The sequence below is a fragment of the Streptosporangium sp. NPDC000095 genome (assembly GCF_042899335.1).
In the GTDB taxonomy this organism is placed as follows: domain Bacteria; phylum Actinomycetota; class Actinomycetes; order Streptosporangiales; family Streptosporangiaceae; genus Streptosporangium.
Window position 1 is genome coordinate 1 of sequence record NZ_JBIAZS010000026.1, and the last position, 21,665, is coordinate 21,665.

At 70.4% G+C, this 21,665-nt stretch carries 15 protein-coding genes and 1 tRNA gene; 10 read left to right on the forward strand and 6 right to left on the reverse strand.

What is annotated here, in order from left to right:
- Nucleotides 1-246 precede the first annotated feature (246 nt).
- Entirely contained in the window at nucleotides 247-1,659 is a 1,413-nt protein-coding gene (locus ACFY3V_RS36795; RefSeq protein WP_389779889.1) for an LVIVD repeat-containing protein, read from the reverse strand.
- An 85-nt stretch (nucleotides 1,660-1,744) separates the two neighbouring features.
- On the opposite strand from ACFY3V_RS36795, the gene ACFY3V_RS36800 reads away from it, so the two are divergent.
- Nucleotides 1,745-2,350, forward strand: a complete 606-nt coding sequence (locus tag ACFY3V_RS36800; RefSeq protein WP_389779892.1) for a DUF305 domain-containing protein — start codon at nucleotides 1,745-1,747, stop codon at nucleotides 2,348-2,350.
- Nucleotides 2,351-2,420: 70 nt separating this feature from the next.
- On the opposite strand, the gene ACFY3V_RS36805 is transcribed toward ACFY3V_RS36800, so the two are convergent.
- Complete coding sequence (locus tag ACFY3V_RS36805) at nucleotides 2,421-2,837, reverse strand: SsgA family sporulation/cell division regulator (protein WP_350949129.1); 417 nt, start codon at nucleotides 2,835-2,837, stop codon at nucleotides 2,421-2,423.
- Nucleotides 2,838-3,308: 471 nt separating this feature from the next.
- Between ACFY3V_RS36805 and ACFY3V_RS36810 the strand changes: the two genes are divergently transcribed.
- Nucleotides 3,309-3,380 (forward strand) — tRNA-Val (locus ACFY3V_RS36810).
- A gap of 278 nt (nucleotides 3,381-3,658) precedes the next feature.
- The gene (locus tag ACFY3V_RS36815; RefSeq protein WP_389779895.1) at nucleotides 3,659-4,423 is read left to right on the forward strand and encodes an rRNA methyltransferase; all 765 of its coding nucleotides are present in this window, start codon (nucleotides 3,659-3,661) and stop codon (nucleotides 4,421-4,423) included.
- Here the strand turns inward: ACFY3V_RS36815 and ACFY3V_RS36820 are convergent.
- Complete coding sequence (locus tag ACFY3V_RS36820) at nucleotides 4,392-5,234, reverse strand: TrmH family RNA methyltransferase (protein ID WP_389779897.1); 843 nt, start codon at nucleotides 5,232-5,234, stop codon at nucleotides 4,392-4,394. The two genes, ACFY3V_RS36815 and ACFY3V_RS36820, sit on opposite strands and share 32 nt — an antisense overlap.
- 1,077 nt (nucleotides 5,235-6,311) lie before the next feature.
- Between ACFY3V_RS36820 and ACFY3V_RS36825 the strand changes: the two genes are divergently transcribed.
- The 4 genes from ACFY3V_RS36825 (at nucleotide 6,312) to ACFY3V_RS36840 (ending at nucleotide 13,933) form a co-directional block, all read left to right on the forward strand.
- Nucleotides 6,312-9,914, forward strand: a complete 3,603-nt coding sequence (locus ACFY3V_RS36825; protein ID WP_362905691.1) for a discoidin domain-containing protein — start codon at nucleotides 6,312-6,314, stop codon at nucleotides 9,912-9,914.
- 312 nt (nucleotides 9,915-10,226) lie between these two features.
- The gene (recQ, locus tag ACFY3V_RS36830; RefSeq protein WP_389779899.1) at nucleotides 10,227-12,128 is read left to right on the forward strand and encodes a DNA helicase RecQ; all 1,902 of its coding nucleotides are present in this window, start codon (nucleotides 10,227-10,229) and stop codon (nucleotides 12,126-12,128) included.
- Between the two features lie 135 nt (nucleotides 12,129-12,263).
- On the forward strand, nucleotides 12,264-12,926 hold the full coding sequence (locus ACFY3V_RS36835; protein WP_350949134.1) for a TrkA family potassium uptake protein: 663 nt from the start codon (nucleotides 12,264-12,266) through the stop codon (nucleotides 12,924-12,926).
- 110 nt (nucleotides 12,927-13,036) lie between these two features.
- On the forward strand, nucleotides 13,037-13,933 hold the full coding sequence (locus ACFY3V_RS36840; RefSeq protein ID WP_389779901.1) for an LLM class F420-dependent oxidoreductase: 897 nt from the start codon (nucleotides 13,037-13,039) through the stop codon (nucleotides 13,931-13,933).
- Between the two features lie 107 nt (nucleotides 13,934-14,040).
- Here the strand turns inward: ACFY3V_RS36840 and ACFY3V_RS36845 are convergent, their stop codons facing one another.
- Both ACFY3V_RS36845 and dapD read right to left on the reverse strand, forming a co-directional pair.
- Complete coding sequence (locus ACFY3V_RS36845; RefSeq protein ID WP_389779903.1) at nucleotides 14,041-14,703, reverse strand: hypothetical protein; 663 nt, start codon at nucleotides 14,701-14,703, stop codon at nucleotides 14,041-14,043.
- Between the two features lie 264 nt (nucleotides 14,704-14,967).
- Nucleotides 14,968-15,957 (reverse strand): 2,3,4,5-tetrahydropyridine-2,6-dicarboxylate N-succinyltransferase, encoded by a 990-nt coding sequence (dapD, locus tag ACFY3V_RS36850; RefSeq protein WP_362905683.1) that lies wholly within the window; start codon nucleotides 15,955-15,957, stop codon nucleotides 14,968-14,970.
- 94 nt (nucleotides 15,958-16,051) lie between these two features.
- On the opposite strand from dapD, the gene ACFY3V_RS36855 reads away from it, so the two are divergent.
- The 3 genes from ACFY3V_RS36855 to ACFY3V_RS36865 all read left to right on the forward strand — a co-directional run bounded on the left by ACFY3V_RS36855 (nucleotide 16,052) and on the right by ACFY3V_RS36865 (nucleotide 19,408).
- Entirely contained in the window at nucleotides 16,052-16,654 is a 603-nt protein-coding gene (locus ACFY3V_RS36855) for a glycoside hydrolase family 25 protein (RefSeq protein ID WP_362905681.1), read from the forward strand.
- A gap of 69 nt (nucleotides 16,655-16,723) precedes the next feature.
- The gene (gene thrS / locus ACFY3V_RS36860) at nucleotides 16,724-18,691 is read left to right on the forward strand and encodes a threonine--tRNA ligase (protein WP_350949139.1); all 1,968 of its coding nucleotides are present in this window, start codon (nucleotides 16,724-16,726) and stop codon (nucleotides 18,689-18,691) included.
- A gap of 165 nt (nucleotides 18,692-18,856) precedes the next feature.
- Complete coding sequence (locus ACFY3V_RS36865) at nucleotides 18,857-19,408, forward strand: HIT domain-containing protein (RefSeq protein ID WP_350949140.1); 552 nt, start codon at nucleotides 18,857-18,859, stop codon at nucleotides 19,406-19,408.
- Here ACFY3V_RS36865 and ACFY3V_RS36870 read toward each other — a convergent pair.
- Nucleotides 19,351-21,603: a hypothetical protein gene (locus ACFY3V_RS36870; RefSeq protein ID WP_389779907.1), complete on the reverse strand. Its 2,253-nt coding sequence runs from the start codon at nucleotides 21,601-21,603 to the stop codon at nucleotides 19,351-19,353. The genes ACFY3V_RS36865 and ACFY3V_RS36870 overlap by 58 nt on opposite strands.
- Nucleotides 21,604-21,665 lie beyond the last annotated feature (62 nt).

Below are 21,665 nucleotides of genomic sequence, written 5' to 3' on the forward strand. Positions count from 1 at the left end.
ACTGCCTTGGGGGTTCGCCGCCGCGCGCCCCCCCCCCCCCCGCCCCCCGGGCGCCCCCCCCCCCCCCGGCGCCCCGGGGGGGGGGGGGCCCCCCCCCCCCGCCGCCGGTCGTCCGGCTGCCCGCCGATCCCGTGTCCCGCACGCGCCCCCCGATCGACGCGAGGGCTCACCCGCCGCGTCGATCGGACCGCGTCGATCGGACATCGCCGCTGAGGCGCGACGATGTGGCGCGGGTGGGAAACGGGGCTAGTAGGACACCTGGGTCTGCGCGTTCAGCTCCTTGATCCTGACCTTGGAGGCCGGATCGGTGAGGGGGTCGTCGATGCGGAGCACGTCCAGGCCCCTGGTGATGTCACTCGAGTAGATGTGGCCGTTGTAGTAGTACGCCGACCAGGATCCGCCGAGCCCCGGGATCGGGCCCCGCTCGAAGAAGCCGATCTCCCGGGGCTTGTCCGCGTCGGTGAAGTCCCAGACGGACACCCCGCCCTGGTACCACGCCTGGACCATGATGTCCTTGCCCGGAACCGGCAGCAGCGACCCGTTGTGCGCGACGCAGTTCTCGTCGGCGGCCTGCTCCCTCGGGATCTTGAAGTAGCCGCGGAGCGTGAGCCTGCGGTCCTTGCCGAGGTCGTACACCGCGTTGGCGCCCTTGGTCTTCGGAGTGTTGGAGTCACAGGTCGCGCTGACGCCGCCGCCCAGCTCGTCCCCGAAGACGATCTTGGTGGCGTCGTTGTTGAACGTCGCCGAGTGCCAGATGGAGAAGTTCTCCTTGTCGCTCACGCGCTTGAGCACCTTGGGATTGACCCGGTCGGCGATGTCCAGCAGGAACCCGTCACCGAAGCAGGCCGCGGCGGCGAGGTCCTTCTCGGGGTAGGCCGTGAGGTCGTGGCAGCCGCCGATCCCGTCCTCGGGGAGCTGACCGGAGAGCACCGGCTTCGAGACCACCTTGGCGGTCTCCGGAGCCTTGACGGGCACCTCGACCACGGAGAGCTTGTTGTGCGGCGCGGGGCAGGTCGTCGACTCGGGCTCCGGGCCGGGGGAGGAGATGTAGAGGTAGACCTTGTCCGAGCTCTTGCCGGGCACGAGGGTGTGCGTGTGGGAACCGCAGTCGGTACGGACCGCGGAGACGAACCTCGGGTGGCTCTTGTCCGAGATGTCGAAGATCCGGATGCCCTCGAAACCGTCGGACTCCGGCTCTCCGCGCTGGGCGTCGCACTCGGTGCCGGCCCGGACGGAGTCGATCGAGAGGAACAGCAGGTCCCCGCTCACCGAGATGTCGTTCTGCTCACCGGGGCAGAGCACCCGGCTGACCACCGAGGGGCTCGACGGCTCGGAGATGTCGAAGACGGTGAAGCCCTCGAAGTTGCCGACGAACGCGTAGTCCCCCTGGAAGGCCAGGTCGGTCCCCCATGCCTGGGGCCCGTCGAGCGGGGCGCCGGGAGGCACGTTGGCCACATGCGTGATGTTGTCGCTGTGGATGCCGTCACCGGAGACGCCGGGAGCGGAGGTCGTCTGCCCCGTGGAGCTCGGGCTCTCCTCCGGCGTGGCCGGAGGGGCCGAGGTGGCGGCGGACGGCGGCGAGGCCGCGGGAGTCGGGTCCGCCCCGCACCCGGCCACGAGAAGTAACCCGGCCAGGCCGAATGCCACGATCGGTCGCACGGTGCCCCCAATATGTCGGTCCACTTGCCCCATTATTGAAGCTATGCGGAGGATGCGTGTGCCGAGTCAGGTTATCGCCATGATCATGGTGGCATCGGTTCTCGGTGGATGCGCGGAGACCGGATCGGAGCGGCCTGCCCCGCTCGTCGCCGAATCCGGCGCGCCCGTGATCATTCCTGGCGGCCCTGGGGAGAGCGGTCGCACGGCGAGACCGGGCGAGAGGCTGGGAGAATCCGAGGCGCGCGTCACCGCGGCCGACGTGAGGTTCGCCGAGGGCATGATCCCGCACCACCGGCAGGCGCTGGAGATGGCGGAGCTGGTGCCCTCCAGGTCGTCGTCCCCCTCCCTGCGAAGGCTCGCCGAGCGGATCACCGCCGCGCAGCGACCCGAGATCGCGGCCATGACCTCATGGCTGAAGACGGTGGGAAGGACTCCGGGCGAGCACGGCGACCACGACGCGCACACTCTCCCGCTGGAGGAGATGAACCGGCTCAGGGCGGCCAGAGGGCCGGCCTTCGACACGCTCTTCCTCACCCTCATGATCACTCATCACGAGGCGGCGGTCACGATGGCCGGGCTCCAGCTGCGCGAGGGCGCCGACCGGGCCATGCTGGCCACCGCCAAGGACGTCGTGGCGGGTCAGGGCATCGAGATCGCCCGGATGCGGGACCTGCTCAAATCCGGAACCTGATGTGCCCCCGGCCTGGGGGAGGGCGTCGCGGACGATTCCGACAGCCGGGCAGCCCCCCGCGGGGCGCGGGTCAGGAACTCCAGAGCATGTTGCTGAGCTCGGCGTCGAGGTCCATGAAGTCGGTCTCGCGACCGGCGGGGACCAGCTCGTAGGTCCGGTGCAGGAACTCCGTGAGCGGGGCCAGCGGCACCTCGAACAGGGCCTGGCCGAACGGCGAGGTGAGGCTTATGTGCAACGTGCGCTCGCCGTCGGCGCGCGCCGGCCACACCTGGACGTCCCCGTCGCCGACCCGCCGCACGATGCCGACCGTCAGCAGCTCGCGAGCGAAGATCCACTCGACGGGCTCGTCGTTGCCCACGTGGAAGGCCATCCTGATCGCGTACGGATCACCGGCCGTATAGCTGAGTCCGGCGAGCAGGGGGACGGTGGTACGGTCGGGGACCACAAGCCGAAGGCCTAGCTCGGCAGAGACGGTGGAGCTGTTCATCGTCAGCCAAACCTTTTTCGTCGTCGGTCCCCTCTGCGGGGCTTTCACTGCTCTCACTGCTACGAACGGCTTCGTCCCTCGCGAGCTACCACGCGGAACAAAGAAACCTGTAGGAAAGATTCCGCCTCCACGCCCTTCTGTAACACACATCACAGCGCGACATTTGGGCATCTACCTGGCTAAACATCACCAACAGGGCCGTATTTGCAAGGGTTTTGCGTCTCGTTTTGGTCACCGTCGACTCCCCGGCGGGGCGTCTCGGGTGATTCGGGTCGAGCGCGGGTCGTTCGGTGCTTCTACGGATCAGGACGATGCTATGACACCGTAGCCCCCCGCCGGATGCATCCTCAGACCTTTGCCTCCCGACCGTGTCGTCTTTCAAGATCATTCTAGTGGCGAACACCGCTTCGCGAGTGCTCCCGGATTGCTGTATGGTTTTCCACGTCGGCACCGTGAGGGGCCGCACAGGGCGGGCGATTAGCTCAGCGGGAGAGCGCTTCGTTCACACCGAAGAGGTCACTGGTTCGATCCCAGTATCGCCCACACTAGCAAGAAGCAGGTCAGGGCCCCTCGGCTGACACCAGCCGAGGGGCTTTCCTCTGTCCAGGAAGGGCCCGCGCGGCGGGCCGTGATCGAGATGGCCTGGGCGGGGCCTCCGGCCCTCCAGACCCTCATGCGATCAGGTGGGCGCCCCGAGCTCCTCCGTGCGTGCCTCAAGTGGCGGGAACGGCCGAAAGCGGGCGTGCGGGCTTGTTCTCCCCTCCGCTGGATCAAGGCGCGGCAGGGATAACCTGAGGGCCTCGACGACAAGGACGGGCGGATTGGCATACCTGTACGAGACGACACGGGTGGATCACAGCGACCTCGCCGGCGGCTCCGTTCTCCACTCCGCCCCCGGCATGCCCGCCTTCCCGGTACGGCTCGCCGCCGAGATCTTCCAGCGAGCCCTGGCTCTGCGCGGTGGCGCGGATCCGGCCGTGGTGTGGGACCCCTGCTGTGGGAGCGGCTACCTGCTCACCGTGCTGGCCCTCCTCCAGCGCCCGCGCGTCAAGGCGCTGCTCGCCTCCGACCTCTCCGAGGACGCACTCGGTACGGCACGGGCCAACCTGGGCCTGCTGACCGAGACCGGGCTGCGAAGCAGGGCGGCGGAACTGGCGGACCGGGCGGAACGCTTCGGCAAACCCGGCTACGCGCAGGCCGCCGAGGCGGCGGAGCGGCTCGCCCGCCGACTGGCCGCGGGCGGCGGCCCGGTGCCTCACCGGCTCCGGCGGGCCGACGTCTTCGATCCCGCCCAGCTGGCCGCGGCGATCGACGGCCACGAGCCGGACATCGTGATCACCGATCCGCCCTACGACGAGCAGACCAACTGGCAGGGAGGCCATCAGGACAAGAACCTGCCGGCGATGACGGCGACGCTGGGGGAGGTCCTGCCGCCGCACACGGTGGTCGCCGTGGCCGTCCGTGGCCGTCGCGTGCCCGTGGGGGCGGGTGTCCGCCCCCGTCAGCTGATGCGGATCGGTACCAGAGCGGTCGCCTTCTTCGCCGCCGCCGACCTCACCGCCGCCGGCCGGTCCTCGCAGCGGTGATCCGCTGCCGGGACGCCTCGTAGAGGATCGCGGTGGCCGCGTTCGCGGCGTTCAGCGAGCTCGCCGCCCCGGCCATGGGGATGCTCACCATCGTGTCGCACGCCTCGCGCCATGTGCCGCTGAGCCCGCTGGTCTCGTTGCCGACCAGCAGGAGCGTCGGCTGGGTGAAGTCGAAGTCGAAGACGTCGCGGTCGCCGTGCTCGTCGGTGCCCACCACGACGATCGGCTTACCGCGGTCACGCTGCGCGGCCACCCAGCCGAGCACGTCGCTCGGCGCGGGCACCCGGACGGCGGGCAGGGAGAACAACGAGCCCGTGCTCGCCCTGACCGATTTCGGGTCGTACACGTCGGCGGCGTGACCCGCCACGATCAGCCCGTGCGCGCCCAGGGCGTCGGCCGAGCGGATGATGCTGCCGATGTTGCCGGGGCTCGTCGGGCGGTCGAACACGACGCCCAGGAAGTCGTCCCCGACCGCGATGCGGCCGAGGTCGTCGGCGGGCATTCCCACGACGGCGACGGCCTCGGGCGGTGCCTCGTTCTTCTCGCCCAGATCCGCCAGCATCTCGGGATCCATCGCGATCCGCTCGACCCGCACCGTGCGCAGCAGTTCCTCCAGCCACTTCGACGGGTCGCGCTGCCCGTTGTGGATGAGCGCGTGGACGGGCCAGCCGTGTTTCACCGCGAGCGAGATCGGACGGACCCCCTGGACCAGGAATTCGCGGGCCCGGGTCCGCTTGTTGCGGTTGGTGAGCAGGGACTCCCACTGCTGGAACCGAGCATTTCGCGTGGTGATTCGCCGAATCGCCGGCACGTGTGTCCTCATCGGTCGTAGCGGGTCGCCGTAGGCGGACTCGCTGGTCGGCAGCCGTCTGACGGGTGGGCACCTCTGTGGCCTTGGGCCCCGCCGAAAGGCAGTGCTCCGCGACAGGATCAGAGTTTACGGAGTGGCCCGCGAGATCGTACTGCGACAGCTCGCCCACCGGCTCGTCGGCATCCTCCACGGCCGCCTCGAAACCGGCAGGCTCCGCGATGAGGCGACCGCCCGGTCGCCTCATCCTTGAATCGCCACGACTCGGCACGGTTACGACCTGGATGTCTTTCAGCCCGACTGACCACTCCAGTGGGCCACCCTATGCCTTCGCCGCGCTCTCACCGCCCCCAGCGCGGGCGGTCCTCTTCGGCGTCCGGGACAGGTGGCCGGCCGGGCAGCACAGAAGGGTCCGGGGCAAGGTGAACCGGCCTTCTCGACCCGTTGACGCGGCCGTAGCACGTATGTAACCTTTGGCCAGCGCAGTGCAAAAATATTGCAAAGTCCCGTTAAATTCTCTCTATTCTCCGCAACTTGCGGCAGTGATGTGCTGCTTCGGCGCATCTCTCCCACCCCTTCGGAGAGGTCCCAGGTGACGTCGTCCTCGGCATCGCGCGGCCGTTCGCCGCCCTGGCAGCCGGTTGCGACACTCATCGCCCTCGTGCCGACCTGAACGGCCGTCGACGGCCGTCGAAGGCAGTCGAAGGTAGGGCGCCGTGGCCCGCGCCCGGCGGAGCGCCCCGGGCCGCGACCGGTCAGGGCCCGCGATCCCGGACACCCCCCGTCCGGGCCCCATCGAAAGATCCGACGTTCACCGTCGCTCGTCCCGCCGGCCACCTCCGCAGGAAGGACCCCGGCGTAACGGCGACCAGCACCCCCCAGCGACGAACGAGGCACGGCTCACGGCTCGGCCGGCACAGATCATCCGGCCGGCCCGCCGGATTCCGAGGACCCGGAACAAGAGGACCGGGGATCGGCGCCTTGTGGGCGAGGCACCCCCGGGTGCCGAGCGCGTCGCGTGGCGGAGGCCGCGGCCTCCCTCCCGACCCTGTCGTCCCAGACGAGAGATAGAGGAACGCGATGAGAAAGCACTACCTGGCGTTACGGCTGATGGCGGCGACGGCCGCGACCAGCCTGCTCGCTCTGGCCGGGGCGGTCACCGCACCGGCCTCGGCGGCGGCCGGCCCCAACCTGGCGGTGGGGAAGGCGGCCTCCTCCAGCAGTGTCAACGCCCCCTACGGCGCGGGCAACGTCACCGACGGCAACGCCACCACCTACTGGGAGAGCAGCAACAACACCTTCCCGCAGTGGGTTCAGGTGGACCTCGGAGCCGTGACCAGCGTCAACCAGGTCGTCCTGAAGCTGCCGCCCGCGGCGGCCTGGAACACCAGGACGCAGACCCTGTCGGTGCTGGCGGGCACGAGCGCCACGCCCACCACGACCGTCGCCGGTTCCGCCGGCCGCACCTTCGACCCGGCGACCGGCAACACGGTGACGATCGACTTCGCCACGACCAGCGCCCGCTACCTCCGGCTGAACATCACCGCGAACACGGGCTGGCCCGCCGGTCAGCTCTCCGAGTTCGAGGTGTACGGACCCGGCTCCGGCGGTGACACGACACCGCCGAGCACGCCGTCGAACCTGGCCTACACCGAGCCGGGCTCGGGCCAGATCAGGCTGACCTGGAACGCCTCGTCCGACAACGTCGGCGTGACCGGATACGACGTCTACGCCAACAACGCCCTGCGCGCCAGCGTCGCGGGCAACGTGCTGACCTACACCGACACCCAGCCGGCCACCGCGACGGTCTCCTACCACGTCAAGGCCAAGGACGCCGCGGGCAACCAGTCGGGAAACAGCAACACCGTCACCCGTACGGGCAGCACCCCGCCGGGGTCGAACCTTGCCGTCGGCAAGGCGATCACCGCCTCCTCCTCGGTCTTCACCTTCGTGGCCGCCAACGCCAACGACAACGACACGGCGACCTACTGGGAGGGCAACGGCGGCAGCTACCCCAACACGCTGACCGTGAGCCTTGGCGCGAACGCCACCCTCAGCTCGGTCGTGGTGAAGCTGAACCCCGACAGCGTCTGGGCGACGCGCACGCAGAACATCCAGGTTCTCGGGCGAGGACAGGGCTCGACCACCTTCACCACCCTGGCCGCGGCGGCGAACCACACCTTCGACCCCGCCTCGGGCAACACGGTGACGATCCCGGTCAGCGGCGCCTACGCCGACGTCCAGCTCAGGTTCACCTCGAACACCGGCGCCCCCGCCGGGCAGGTCGCCGAGTTCCAGGTCATCGGCACCCCGGCGCCGAACCCGGACCTGACGATCACCGGTGTGACCGCGTCCCCCGCGTCCCCCGTCGAGACCGACTCCGTCACGCTCTCGGCCACGGTGCGCAACGGCGGCTCCGCTGCCTCCGGCGCGACGAACGTCAACTTCTACCTGGGCACCACCAAGGTCGGTACCGCCTCGGTCGCCGGGCTGGCCGCCGGAGCGTCCGTCACGGTGTCGGCCGCCGCCGGTCCCCGCGACGCGGGCAGCTACCCGCTGAGCGCCAAGGTCGACGAGGACGACACCGTCATCGAGCAGAACGAGTCGAACAACACCTTCACGAGCTCCGCCCCGCTCGTGGTCAGGCCGGTCGACACCTCCGACCTGGTCGCCACGACCGGCTGGACCCCCGGCAACCCGGCCGTGGGCAACGTCGTCACCTTCTCCGTGGCGATCAAGAACCAGGGCACACTCGCCTCCGCGAGCGGCGCCCACGGCATCACCCTCACCGTGCTCAACGAGGCGGGCACCGTCGTCCGTACCCTGACCGGCTCCCACAGCGGCGTGATCGCGCCGGGTGCCACCACGAGCCCGGTGAACCTGGGCACCTGGACGGCGGCGAACGGCAAGTACACCGTCAGGACCGTCCTCGCCGACGACGCCAACGAGCTGCCGGTCAAGCGGGCGAACAACACCACCGTCCAGCCGCTCTTCGTCGGTCGTGGCGCCAACATGCCGTACGAGATGTACGAGGCCGAGGACGCCGTCGTCGGCGGCGGGGCGGCGGTGGTCGGCCCCAACCGCACCATCGGCGACGTGGCGGGTGAGGCGTCGGGCCGCAGGGCCGTGACGCTGAACAGCACGGGCAGCTACGTCGAGTTCACCACCAAGGCGAGCACCAACACCCTGGTCACCCGTTTCTCCATCCCCGACGCCCCGGGCGGCGGCGGCATCGACTCGACGCTGAACATCTACGTCAACGGCACCTTCCTCAAGCCGATCAACCTGACGTCCAAGTACGCCTGGCTGTACGGCCCCGAGGCGGGCCCCGGCAACTCGCCAGGCTCCGGCGGGCCGCGGCACATCTACGACGAGGCCAACGTCATGCTGGGGACCACCGTCCCGGCAGGCAGCAAGATCAGGCTGCAGAAGGACCCCGCCAACACCACGACGTACGCGATCGACTTCATCAACACCGAGCAGGTCTCGCCGATCGCGAACCCCGACCCCGCCAGGTACACGACCCCCACCGGCTTCACCCACCAGGACGTGCAGAACGCCCTCGACCGGGTGCGGATGGACACCACCGGCACCCTGGTCGGCGTCTATCTCCCGGCGGGCACCTACCAGACGGCGAGCAAGTTCCAGGTCTACGGCAAGGCCGTCAAGGTCGTCGGCGCCGGTCCCTGGTACACCCAGTTCCGGGCGCCTGGCAACCAGGACAACACCGACATCGGCTTCCGCGCCGAGGCCAGCGCGAACGGCTCGTCCTTCGCGAACTTCGCCTACTTCGGCAACTACACCTCCCGCATCGACGGGCCGGGCAAGGTGTTCGACTTCGCCAACGTCGCCGACGTGGTGATCGACAACATCTGGAACGAGCACATGGTCTGCCTCTACTGGGGCGCCAACACCGACCGGGTGACGATCAAGAACTCCCGCATCCGCAACATGTTCGCCGACGGCATCAACATGACCAACGGCAGCACCGACAACCTCGTCAGCAACAACGAGGCCCGCGCCACCGGAGACGACAGCTTCGCGCTGTTCTCCGCGATCGACGCCGGCGGCGCCGACATGCGCGGCAACGTCTACGAGAACCTGACGTCGATCCTGACCTGGCGGGCCGCGGGCGTCGCGGTCTACGGCGGGTACGACAACGTCTTCAGGAACATCTACATCGCCGACACGCTCGTCTACTCCGGCATCACGATCAGCTCGCTGGACTTCGGCTACCCGATGAACGGCTTCGGCGCCAGCCCGCCCACCAGGTTCGAGAACATCTCGATCGTCCGCGCCGGCGGTCACTTCTGGGGGCAGCAGGTCTTCCCGGCGATCTGGGTCTTCTCCGCCTCCAAGGTCTTCCAGGGCATCCGCGTGAGCAACGTGGACATCGTGGACCCGACCTACGGCGGCATCATGTTCCAGACCAACTACGTCGGCGGCCAGCCGCAGAACCCGGTCACCGACACGATCTTCACGAACATCTCGATCACCGGTGCCAGGAAGAGCGGCGACGCCTTCGACGCCAAGTCCGGCTGGGCCGTCTGGGCGAACGAGATGCCCGAGCCGGGCCAGGGACCGGCGGTCGGCTCGGCCACGTTCAACAACCTCCGGATGAGCGACAACTTCCAGAACATCAAGAACACGACGTCGACCTTCACGATCAACGTCAACCCGTGATCCCGCGGGAGACCCGAAAGAAGGCCGAAACAAAGCAGCCGAAATAAGACAGCAGGGAAGCAAGCCGGTGTCGCCGGGAGGACCGACCCTCCCGGCGGCACCTTCCCCCGCTCCCTATCTCGATCGAAATCTCTATCGAACCGCTCCATCCCCGCTGGATCGCTCCGTCACCGCCGAACCGGCACACGGCCCGCCCCACACCGACGCCCCCGGTCCGTATGGCCCGATATGGCCTGGTGCGGTGCCGGGCGCCTCCCGCGGTTGCGGCCTGTTCGTCGCCGACCGGCGGGAAGATCCTCGTACACTGTCCCGATGGCTTCCCCCGAGAACGGCCCCGAGGCGAGCGACGCGTCGCGGGTCCTGCAGCGCGTCTTCGGCTACGACTCGTTCCGGGAGGGCCAGCAGGAGATCATCGAGCATGTCGTCTCCGGAGGCGACGCCCTCGTGCTCATGCCGACCGGTGGCGGCAAGTCGCTGTGCTACCAGATCCCCGCCCTCGTGCGGAAGGGCACGGGAGTGGTGATCTCACCGCTCATCGCGCTCATGCAGGACCAGGTCGACGCCCTGACCGCCCTCGGCGTACGGGCCGGGTTCCTCAACTCCACCCAGGACTTCGAGGAGCGCCGCGCCGTCGAGTCGGCCTTCCTCTCCGGAGAGCTGGACCTGCTCTACCTGGCGCCGGAGCGCCTGCGGGTCGACGCGACGCTGCGGCTGCTCGACAGCGGAGTGATCTCGCTGTTCGCGATCGACGAGGCCCACTGTGTGGCCCAGTGGGGGCACGACTTCCGGCCCGACTACCTCGCCCTGTCCGCGCTGCACGAGCGCTGGCCCGACGTGCCGCGCATCGCGCTGACCGCGACGGCCACCAAGGCCACCCACGCCGAGATCGCCTCCCGCCTGAACCTGGAAGAGGCCCGCCACTTCGTGGCGAGCTTCGACCGCCCCAACATCCAGTACCGCATCGCCCCCAAGAACGAGCCCAAGCGGCAGCTGCTGGAGCTGTTGCGCACCGAGCACGCGGGCGACGCGGGCATCGTCTACTGCCTGTCGCGCAACTCGGTCGAGAAGATCGCCGAGTTCCTGGTGCAGAACGGCATCGAGGCGCTGCCCTACCACGCGGGGCTCGACGCCCGCGTCCGCGCCGCCAACCAGGCGCGTTTCCTGCGCGAGGACGGCCTCGTCATGGTCGCCACGATCGCGTTCGGCATGGGCATCGACAAGCCCGACGTGCGCTTCGTCGCCCACCTCGACCTGCCCAAGTCCGTCGAGGGCTACTACCAGGAGACCGGCAGGGCCGGGCGCGACGGCCTGCCCTCCACCGCGTGGCTCGCCTACGGCCTCCAGGACGTCGTGCAGCAGCGCAAGATGATCGACACCTCCGAGGGCGACGACGCCCACCGGCGCCGCCTGGCCACCCACCTGGAGGCGATGCTCGCCCTGTGCGAGGCGGTCGAGTGCCGCCGCGTGCGGCTGCTCGCCTACTTCGGCCAGGAGGGCACCGCCTGCGGCAACTGCGACACCTGCCTGTCGCCCCCGGAGTCGTGGGACGGCACGGTCGCCGCGCAGAAGGTCCTGTCGACCGTGTTCCGGCTCATGCGCGAACGCCGCCAGAAGTTCGGCGCCGGTCAGATCATCGACATTCTCCTCGGCAAAAAGACGGCGAAGGTCATCCAGCACGACCACGACGGGCTGACGGTGTTCGGCATCGGCACGGAGCTGAGCGAGGCCGAGTGGCGCGGCGTGGTCCGCCAGCTGCTGGCGCAGGGACTGCTCGCCGTCGAGGGCGACTACGGCACGCTGGTGCTGACCGAGGCGAGCGCGGAGGTCCTGGGCCGCAGACGCCAGGTGCCACTGCGGCGCGAGCCGGAGAGGGCGCCGCGCGCCGCCAAGGCCTCCCGGTCCTCGGCGACCTCCACCTCGCGCCGGGCCGATCCCGTCGAGATGCCGCCGGAGGCGGTCCCGGTGTTCGAGCTGCTCCGCGCCTGGCGCGGAGCCACCGCGAAGGAGCAGGGCGTGCCCGCGTACGTGATCTTCCACGACGCGACCCTGCGCGAGATCGCGACCAGGGCGCCCTCGTCCCTGGCCGAGCTGGGCACGGTGAGCGGGGTCGGGGAGAACAAGCTGGCCAAGTACGGGCAGCAGGTTCTCGACACCCTCGCGGGATCCGTAGGGGAGTCCGAGGGCGGCGAGGAAACCCTTCTGGAGTTCCCCTGAGATAGAATCGGGCGAATTCGGGCCTGATGGCCCGCGCAGTGAGACGCATAGAGGAGCCTGGAGGCTGTCGTCCGCCTCCGGGCTCCTCGCATTGGCGGACCCCCGTGGCCGCGGACTCCCGAAAGAGGACGATCGTTGGCTGACAGAAGGAACGACCCGGTGGTGGTCGTCGGGCTCGGCCGCTTCGGCAGCTCCCTCGCGGTCGAGCTGTTTCGCAGGGGCACCGAGGTGCTGGCGATCGACAACCGCCCCAAGGTGGTGCAGAGCCTGGCGGGAAAGCTCACCCACGTCGTCGTCGCGGACTCCACCGACATCGAGGCGCTGCGGCAGATGGGGGTGCCCGACTTCTACCGGGCCGTGGTCGCGATCGGCACCGACCTGGAGTCCAGCATCCTCACCACGTCCCTGCTCGTCGAGCTGGAGATCGAGGACGTCTGGGCCAAGGCGATCAGCCGCGAGCACGGCCGCATCCTGGAGCGGGTCGGCGCCCATCACGTGATCCTTCCCGAGCACGACATGGGGGAGCGGCTGGCCCACCTGCTCAACGGGCGGATGCTCGACTACATGGAGGTGGACGGCGACTACGCGGTGGTCAAGACCCGTCCGCCCCGCGAGTACGTCGGCGTGCCCCTGGGCGAGTCCAACCTGCGGCGCAAGTACGGCGTGACCGTGGTGTGCGTGAAGGGCCAGTACGACGAGTTCACCTACGCCGACGCGGGGACCGTACTCGGGTACGGGGACGTCATCGTCATCGCGGGCAAGATCGAGCAGGTGGAGCGGTTCACCGAACTCCCGTGAGCCCCCCGGCCTCGCGCCGTGCGCCCCCGACTCGCCGTGCCCGGGTCGCCGTGTGTTCGCCGCGAGCGATCTAGACTGGGCGAAACTTCCTAGAACGGAGTTCGGTAACGATGCGATTCGGACTGTTCCTCAGCGGCTCCCAGAAGCCGGACGCGCTCGGCGACGTACGGGAAAGCATCGCCCGCGGGGCCGACGACGGCTTCTCCTCCGTCTGGATGTCCCAGACGTTCGACCTCGACGCCCTGACGGCGCTCGCCGTGGCCGGAAGCCAGGTGCCGGGGATCGAGCTCGGCACCGCCGTCGTCCCGACCTACCCGCGCCACCCGGCGGTCCTCGCCCAGCAGGCGCTCACCGTCAACGCCGCCCTCGACGGGCGGCTCGCCCTCGGTATCGGTCTCTCGCACCAGATCGTGATCGAGGGCATCTACGGCATGAGCTTCGAGCGGCCCGCCCGCCACATGCGCGAATACCTGTCGATCCTGATGCCGCTCGTGCGCGGGGAGAACGTCTCCTTCGAGGGGGAGACCCTCACGGCACGGCTGGGCCTGAACACGCCGGGGCCGAGGGACATGCCCGTGCTCATCGCCGCCCTGGCCCCGAGGATGCTCAGGCTGGCCGGGGAGGTGGCGGACGGCACCGTGCTGTGGATGACCGGCGCCAAGACGGTGGCCGAGCACGTCGCCCCCGCCGTCACCGAGGCCGCGCGGGCCGCGGGGCGCCCTGAGCCGAGGATCGTGTGCGCGCTGCCCGTCTGTGTCACCGACGACGCCGAGGCGGCGAGGGCACTGGCCGCCGAGCGATTCGAGATCTACGGCCAGCTGCCGTCGTACCGGGCGATGCTCGACAGGGAGGGCGCCGCAGGGCCCGCGGATGTGGCGATCGTCGGAGACGAGGACGAGGTGTCGGCGCGGATCGAGGCGCTCGCCAAGGCCGGGGTCACCGACTTCGTCGCCGCCGAGTACTCCCCGGGCACCCGGACGCGGGAGTTCCTCAAGAGCCTCCTGTGAAGGCTCCTACGCCCCTGCCGCCCGGCGCCCCGCGCGAGCGGCCGTCGGCGACGCCGATCCTCTGAGGGCTCTTTCTCCCCCGCCACCCACGTAGGGGGCGGTCCCGCTCAGACGCCGAAGGCGCTCAGGGCCGCCCACGCCGTCCCCGCCCCGACGGCGGTCCCCGCAGCGACCTGGGCGGGTGTGTGGTGGGTGAGCCTGACGCGCGCCCAGCACACCGTCGCCACGACGAGCGCGCCCGCGACCAGCGTGGGCGCGGCGGGCAGCACATGGGCCAGCACCACCACGGTGCCCGCCGACACGGCCGCGTGGAAGGAGATCTTCCACCGGAAGGTGATCGGGACCGTCACCGCGAGCGCGGCCAGCATCGCGGTCACCGTGGCCACCAGAAGCCGGGGGGCACCCAGCAGGATCAGCAGCGTCAGCGCGACGACCACCGAGGCGACCGCGACCAGCAGCGGAACCGTACGGCTCGACCGGTCGACCAGGTGGTGGGAGTCGAGGCGTCCGGAACGGACCCCGTTCAGGATCACCAGGGCCGGGATCCCGCCGCACAGGGCCGAGGCCACCAGGCCCCAGACCGCACCGGGCCAGCCGTCCGCCATCAGCCCGACGAGCGGAGGCAGCCCGATGACCAGCACCTGCGGCGCGAACAGCCCGGTCACCCACCGGGCCACCGCCCCGGCCGTGTTCTCACCGTTCTCACCGCTGCCACCGCTGCCACCGCTGCCACCGATCTCACCGTCGCCCGCCATCCCCTGACCGGTCATCCGAATCCTTCCAGCGCGGACCGCCCCCGTTCGGGCGTGAGGGTCGTGGCCCCAGTGGCCCCGGCTGCCCCAGTGACTCAAGCGGCCCCAGTGGCTCAAGCGGGCCCCAGCGGACCCGTGGGGCCACTCTGTCAGCTGAGGGGCCCGCGGACGAACATCCGCGAGCCCCGCGCGGGACGAACCGGAGAGGCGTCCCCGCCCCTCGCGAGGACGGCGGGCCGTGCTCCCGGAGCGGCTCCCGGACGAGAGCCGACGATCAGACGGTCAGTCGTTGGCGTGCAGGACGCTGTTGAGCTCCACGCTCGTCCCCGTACGGGGCACGGCCTCGACCGCGCCCGAGGTGGAGTTGCGGCGGAACAGCACACCGGAGGCGCCGGAGAGCTCGGACGCCTTGACCACCCGTCCCTCGGGCCCTTCCGCCGGCAGGACCACCTTGGTCCCGGCGGTGACGTAGAGGCCCGCCTCCACGACGCAGTCGTCGCCCAGGGAGATGCCGACGCCGCTGTTGGCACCCAGCAGGCAGCGCCGCCCGATGGAGATGACCTGCTTGCCGCCGCCGGACAGGGTGCCCATGATCGAGGCACCGCCGCCGACGTCCGACCCGTCGCCCACGACGACACCCGCCGAGATGCGGCCCTCGACCATGGAGGTGCCGAGCGTGCCGGCGTTGAAGTTGACGAAGCCCTCGTGCATCACGGTCGTGCCGCTCGCCAGGTACGCGCCGAGACGGACCCGGTCGGCCTCGGCGATCCGGACGCCGGTGGGCAGCACGTAGTCGACCATCCGGGGAAACTTGTCCACCCCGTAGACGGTCACCTGACCCCGGGCGCGCAGGCGGAGCCGCACCTGCTCGAAGCCCTCGACGGCGCACGGCCCGTGGTTGGTCCACACCACGTTGCTGAGCAGGCCGAACAGCCCGTCCAGGTTCTGGCCGTGCGGCTGGACGAGGCGCGACGACAGCAGGTGCAGGCGCAGGTAGGCGTCGTGGGCGTCGGCGGGGGCCTCCGACAGCTTCGCGATGCCGGTGCGCACCGCGACCACCTCCACGCCGCGGTCCTCGTCGGGGCCGAGGAGCGCGGCGACCTCGGAACCGAGTTCCTCGGCCGCCTCCCGCTCGGTCAGCCGCGTGGTGCCCGGCGAGGGGGGCTCGCCCAGCCGCGGGGACGGGAACCACGTGTCGAGCACGGTTCCGCCGGAGGTGATGGTCGCGATGCCGGCCGCGTAGGCGCCGGAGGTCTGGGCTGCTGCGTTCACGCCGACCAAGCCTAGCCAAAGCAGCCGCAATGGCAGTACGCCGAGGGAGCGTCGGGCGTGTGCCCCGTCCCGTCCGGCGGTTAGCCTGACGGCCATGTTGCAGGGGATCGACGTGTCGAACTGGCAGGGCGCCGTCAACTGGGGCGCGCACGCGAGGGGCGGGGTCTCCTTCGCGTTCGCCAAGGCCAGCGAGGGGAGCACCTTCACCGACAAGTGGTTCGCCACCAACTGGAACGGCATGCGCGAGAGCTGGATCGTCTGCGGCGCCTACCACTTCGCCCGTCCCGCGGGAGACCCGGAGGCGCAGGCGGTGCACTTCCTGCGGATCGTGCGGCGGGCGGGGCTGCGCAGGGGGGACCTGCTCGCCCTCGACCTGGAGACCAACGATCACCTACCGGCGCAGCGGGTGGCGCGGTTCGCCCGCGTCTGGTGCCAGGCGGTCGTCGCGCTCGCCGGGGTCAAGCCGGTGATCTACACGTTCCTGTCGTTCGCGCGGAGCGGCAACTGCGCCGGGCTGGAGCCCTATCCGCTGTGGATCGCCGCGCCCGACCACCCCCGGGGCAGGCCGGAGGTGCCGAGGCCGTGGGACAGGTGGACGATCCACCAGCACTCGAACAGGCCCCTCGACCGCAACGTCTTCCGCGGCACCCGGGCCGAGCTGACCTCCCTGGGCTACCGCCGGAGCCGCGACGCCTGAGAAATCGCGTTGCCGACACCGGTAGCATCGATTCCCAGACCATTCGTCGACCTCTCCCAGGGAGCAACAGTGTCCGCCGTGCCAGAACTTCGTGTCACCATCGCCGGAGCAGCGCGTGTGGTGGCGGGAGGCACGACGTACGGAGAGGCGCTGGAGGCGGACGGCCGCTCGGTGGTCGCCGCCCGCGCCAACGGCGAGCTGAAGGACCTCGCGGCCCCGGTGGCCGAGGGCGACGTGATCGAGCCGGTTCCCGCGGGCAGCCCCGACGGGCGCGCCATCGTCCGCCACTCCACCGCGCACGTCATGGCCCAGGCCGTCCAGGAGATCTTCCCCGAGGCCAGGCTGGGCATCGGCCCGCCGGTCGAGAACGGCTTCTACTACGACTTCGACGTCAAGGACCCGTTCACCCCCGAGGATCTCAAGCGCGTCGAGAAGCGCATGCGCGAGATCGTCAAGCAGGGGCAGCTCTTCTCCCGCAGGCCCGTCTCCGACGAGCAGGCCGCCGAGGAGCTCGCCTCGGAGCCGTACAAGCTGGAGCTGATCGGCCTCAAGGGCGGCGCGGCCGAGGAGGAGAGCGTCGAGGTGGGCGGTGCCGAGCTCACCATCTACGACAACCTCGACGCCAAGACCGGTGAGCTGCGCTGGAAGGACCTGTGCCGCGGCCCCCACGTGCCGACCACCCGGTCCATCCCGGCGTTCAAGCTGATGCGCTCCGGCGGCGCCTACTGGCGGGGCAGCGAGAAGAACCCGCAGCTCCAGCGGATCTACGGCACCGCGTGGGAGTCGCGCGAGAAGCAGGACGAATACCTCCACCTGCTGGAGGAGGCCGAGAAGCGCGACCACCGCAAGCTGGGCGCCGAGCTCGACCTGTTCTCCTTCCCCGACGAGCTGGGCTCGGGCCTGCCGGTCTTCCATCCCAAGGGCGGCGTGATCCGCCGCGTGATGGAGGATTACTCGCGCAGGCGGCACGAGGAGGCGGGATACTCCTTCGTCAACACCCCGCACATCACCAAGGAGAACCTCTACAAGATCTCCGGTCACCTCGACTGGTACGCCGACGGCATGTTCCCCCCCATGGAGCTGGAAGGCGCGAGGTACTACCTCAAGCCGATGAACTGCCCGATGCACAACCTGATCTTCCGGGCGCGCGGACGCTCCTACCGGGAGCTGCCGCTGCGGCTGTTCGAATTCGGGACGGTCTACCGCTACGAGAAGTCCGGCGTGGTGCACGGCCTCACCCGCGTGCGGGGTCTCACCCAGGACGACGCGCACATCTACTGCACCCGCGAGCAGATGCGCGACGAGCTGAAGTCGCTGCTGCGCTTCGTGCTCGACCTGCTGCGCGACTACGGCCTCGACGACTTCTACCTGGAGCTGTCGACCAAGGACCCGGTCAAGTTCGTCGGCAACGACGAGGACTGGGAGGAGGCGACCGAGACCCTGCGCGAGGTCGCCGAGTCCGAGAAGCTGGAGCTGGTGCTCGACCCGGGCGGCGCGGCGTTCTACGGGCCGAAGATCTCCGTGCAGGCCCGTGACGCGATCGGCCGCTCCTGGCAGATGTCGACGATCCAGCTCGACTTCAACCTGCCTCAGCGCTTCGAGCTGGAGTACCAGTCGACCGACGGTTCCCGGCAGCAGCCCGTCATGATCCACCGGGCGCTGTTCGGCTCGATCGAGCGCTTCTTCGGCGTCCTGGTCGAGCACTACGCCGGCGCGTTCCCCCCCTGGCTCGCGCCGGTCCAGGTGGTCGGCATCCCGATCGCCGAGGCCCACGCGCCCTACCTCCAGGACCTGGCCAAGAAGGCCCGCGAGCGGGGCATCAGGATCGAGGTCGACGCCTCCGACGACCGCATGCAGAAGAAGATCCGCAACGCCCAGAAGTCCAAGGTGCCCTTCATGCTCCTGGCGGGCGACGACGACATCGCCAACGGCGCGGTCTCCTTCCGCTTCCGCAACGGCGAGCAGAAGAACGGGGTGCCGGTCGACGAGGCGATCGCCGAGATCGTCGACGCGATCGAGCGCCGCGTCCAGGTCTGAGCACTCTGGGCGGCGGAAGGTCTCCCGTGGAGGGCTCGGAAACCTTTCCACGGGGGGCCTGAGGCGCCCACGGGCCTTTAGCCCCGGCGGGCCTTCTCGGAGGCTCGGGAAGGCCGGGGGGAGGCGCGAGACGACGGTAATCGGCGTGGCAATATGCTGGCGGCCATGAGCAACGAGCCGGAGGCGCAGCACGGAGCGGGGACACCGGACGCGTTCCAGAGACTCTGGACCCCCCACCGGATGGCGTACATCAAGGGGGAGGGTAAACCGGCGGGTTCCGGCCCCGAGGACGGCTGCCCGTTCTGTGAGATCCCCCGTATGAGCGACGAGGACGGTTTGGTCGTCGCGCGGGGAGAGAAGGTCTTCGCACTGCTCAACCTCTACCCCTACAACTCCGGCCACCTGATGGTCTGCCCCTACCGGCACGTGCCCGACTACACCGACCTGGACGAGGCCGAGACCTTCGAACTCGCCGACTTCACCCGGCGGGCGCTGGTGGCCCTGCGCAAGGCGAGCGGCGCGCAGGGCTTCAACGTGGGCATGAACCTGGGAGGCGTGGCGGGCGCCGGGATCGCCGCCCACCTGCACCAGCACGTGGTGCCCCGGTGGGGCGGCGACACCAACTTCATGCCCGTCGTCGGCCAGACCAGGGTGCTTCCTCAGCTGCTGCGCGACACCAGGGAGTTGCTCGCCGGCTGCTGGCCCGGCTCCTCGTAGCGCGGCACGTCCTCGTCCAGCGCCTTGATGCCCGCCGACAGCGTCAGCGGCACGGCGAGCGCCAGCGCCATGGACAGCACCGCGGCCCCCGAGTCGTTGACCAGCATGCCGACCACCCCGCTGACCAGGGTGCCGATCAGCCCTGCCCGCAGCGCGGGGGAGTGCGCGAACGCGGCGGGCAGCACCCCCGCGCTCGCCTGCTCCGGGCGGAGCAGCGCGTAGACGAGGAAGGCCACCGCGGCGATCACGACGGGCATCAGGTTGGGGTTGAGCAGTGTGCCCAGCATCGCGCCGAACTTGCGGCCGATCACCTCCAGGGCCTCCCCGGTGAACACCTGGCCGACGAAACGGCCCAGATGCGTCTGCGAGCCCGCGGGACGCAGATAGTCGAGGTAGGCGATGGACATCACGATGACGCCGCCCGCCACGCAGAACGCGCCCAGCTTGACGATCGAGACCCGCCTGCCCGCGATCAGCAGCGCGGTCACCGCGATGCCCGGCACGAACGCGATCACCCCGCCGAAGTCGCTGCCCACGCCCGGCCAGCCGCCCAGGATCATCGCGAAACCGCCCAGCGCCGCCACGACGGCGGCCGCGACCACGCTCGCGCGGCTCCCGCCCATCGGGTGAGCCGACACGACGGCGACCGTGGCGCCCTCGTGCGCGGGTCGATCCACCACGGGGGCATCGGCGTGATCGCCGAGAGCCGGCCGGTCCACCGGCGCGTCCGCGCGGTCGGCGCGGTCGGCGCGCGTCAGCCGGTGCGCGATCGTGGCGGCGAACAGCAGCACCGAGGTGGCGAAGAGCGCGAACGGGATGTTGCCCAGCCCGTAGTAGCGGGCTCCGACCACGGCGCTGTAGCCCATCACGCTGTTGAGCTGCAGGGTCGTCCCGGTCAGCAGGTCGCCCGCCAGCACCGCCGCGGTCACCCCCGCCACCACCGCCAGCGGCCCGAGCGGCGCCCGGCGCCAGGGCCCCGCCAGCGCGGTCGCGGCCAGCAGCAACGCGCATCCGGCGATTCCGCCGACCAGCGCGAGCACCGGCGAGCCCGCGTGATGCCAGGGGGTGAGGTTCACCAGGTACGTCGACACGGGCACCGAGGCCAGCGCGACCGCGGCGACGCGGATACCGCTCAGCCCTCGCCTGCGGCGCATCAGCAGGAAGGCGACCAGGTAGAACGCGACCTGCAGCACCGCGACGGTGGTGAAGAAGATCCCACCCACGTTCCTGATCGTCTCCCCGGCCACGTCGGCCCGATCCAGCGCGACCCGCGCCGTCTCGGTGCCGCCGGTGCGCCTCTCGGCGGCCTGCCAGGGAACCCCGATCACACCCGGCGGCGCCGCGACGCCTGTCAGGGAGAGCATCGTCGCGGTGATGTCCGGCAGGATCGTGGTGTCGTCGCGGTGCGTGGAGGCCGCGCCCAGGAAACGGCCGGAGACGTCTGCGTCACGCATCATCGCCACCCGCAGGTGCGGGTTGCCGCCGTGGTCGGACAGGCCCGCCAGCAGCACCCGGGTGTCCTCGGGCAGCATGCTCAGCACCGCCCCCGCCTTGGCGTCGGCGAGGCGCAGCGCCGCGGCCCGCTCCCGCGCGGTGAGCCCGTCCTCCTCCCGGGGCAGCCGGTCGCCGGTCAGGTACGGCCTGATGAGGTCGTCGACGTCGACGGCGATCACCCGGCACCCGGTGAGCGCGTCGGCGCGGATCTGGGCGGGGGAGGGGGCGTACACGTCGACCCTGCCCGAGCGGTCGGCGAGCGCGAGCGCGGCCCCGGGGCCGATCGCCAGCGTGCACTCACCGGCGGCGTGAACGGCCTCGCCGAGGGCGCCCGCGTTGCGCTGGCCGGCGACCCGGTGCAGGTACTCGTAGCCGGGGATGACCGCGCCCGCCTCGTCGGGCTCGGGCAGCGGGGGGAGTCCGCAGCCGTAGCCGACCGCGGACCTCACCCCCGCCGACACCGTCAGCCACCCGTCGTAGGGGCAGGTGACCCTGCCGACCGTGCGGACCGAGAGGGAGCCGACCGCGCTCCGCCCGGCGAGCTGCCACAGGTTCGGGGTGCCGGTGGGGCTGAGGTCACTCCACCGCAGGCCGGGAATGCCGATCAGCACCACCCGTCCGTCCACTCGAGTGGCGGACTGCGCGGCCCCCGGCCACAGCAGGCCCAGCACCACCGCGAGCGCGACAAGCGTCCGCTTCACGAACGACCTCCCCTTCAGGCTCCTGCCAGGTGCTGGAACCGTAGGGCAAGATCGTGTCACCG

Excerpts from the sequence above, each read along its gene's own strand:
- ACFY3V_RS36865 (WP_350949140.1), top strand. The coding sequence starts at position 18,857 with ATGAGCAACGAGCCGGAGGCGCAGCACGGAGCGGGGACACCGGACGCG.
- ACFY3V_RS36840 (WP_389779901.1), top strand. The coding sequence starts at position 13,037 with ATGCGATTCGGACTGTTCCTCAGCGGCTCCCAGAAGCCGGACGCGCTC.
- ACFY3V_RS36845 (WP_389779903.1), bottom strand. The coding sequence starts at position 14,703 with ATGACCGGTCAGGGGATGGCGGGCGACGGTGAGATCGGTGGCAGCGGT.
- ACFY3V_RS36855 (WP_362905681.1), top strand. The coding sequence starts at position 16,052 with ATGTTGCAGGGGATCGACGTGTCGAACTGGCAGGGCGCCGTCAACTGG.
- recQ (WP_389779899.1), top strand. The coding sequence starts at position 10,227 with ATGGCTTCCCCCGAGAACGGCCCCGAGGCGAGCGACGCGTCGCGGGTC.
- ACFY3V_RS36805 (WP_350949129.1), bottom strand. The coding sequence starts at position 2,837 with ATGAACAGCTCCACCGTCTCTGCCGAGCTAGGCCTTCGGCTTGTGGTC.
- ACFY3V_RS36825 (WP_362905691.1), top strand. The coding sequence starts at position 6,312 with ATGAGAAAGCACTACCTGGCGTTACGGCTGATGGCGGCGACGGCCGCG.
- ACFY3V_RS36800 (WP_389779892.1), top strand. The coding sequence starts at position 1,745 with ATGGTGGCATCGGTTCTCGGTGGATGCGCGGAGACCGGATCGGAGCGG.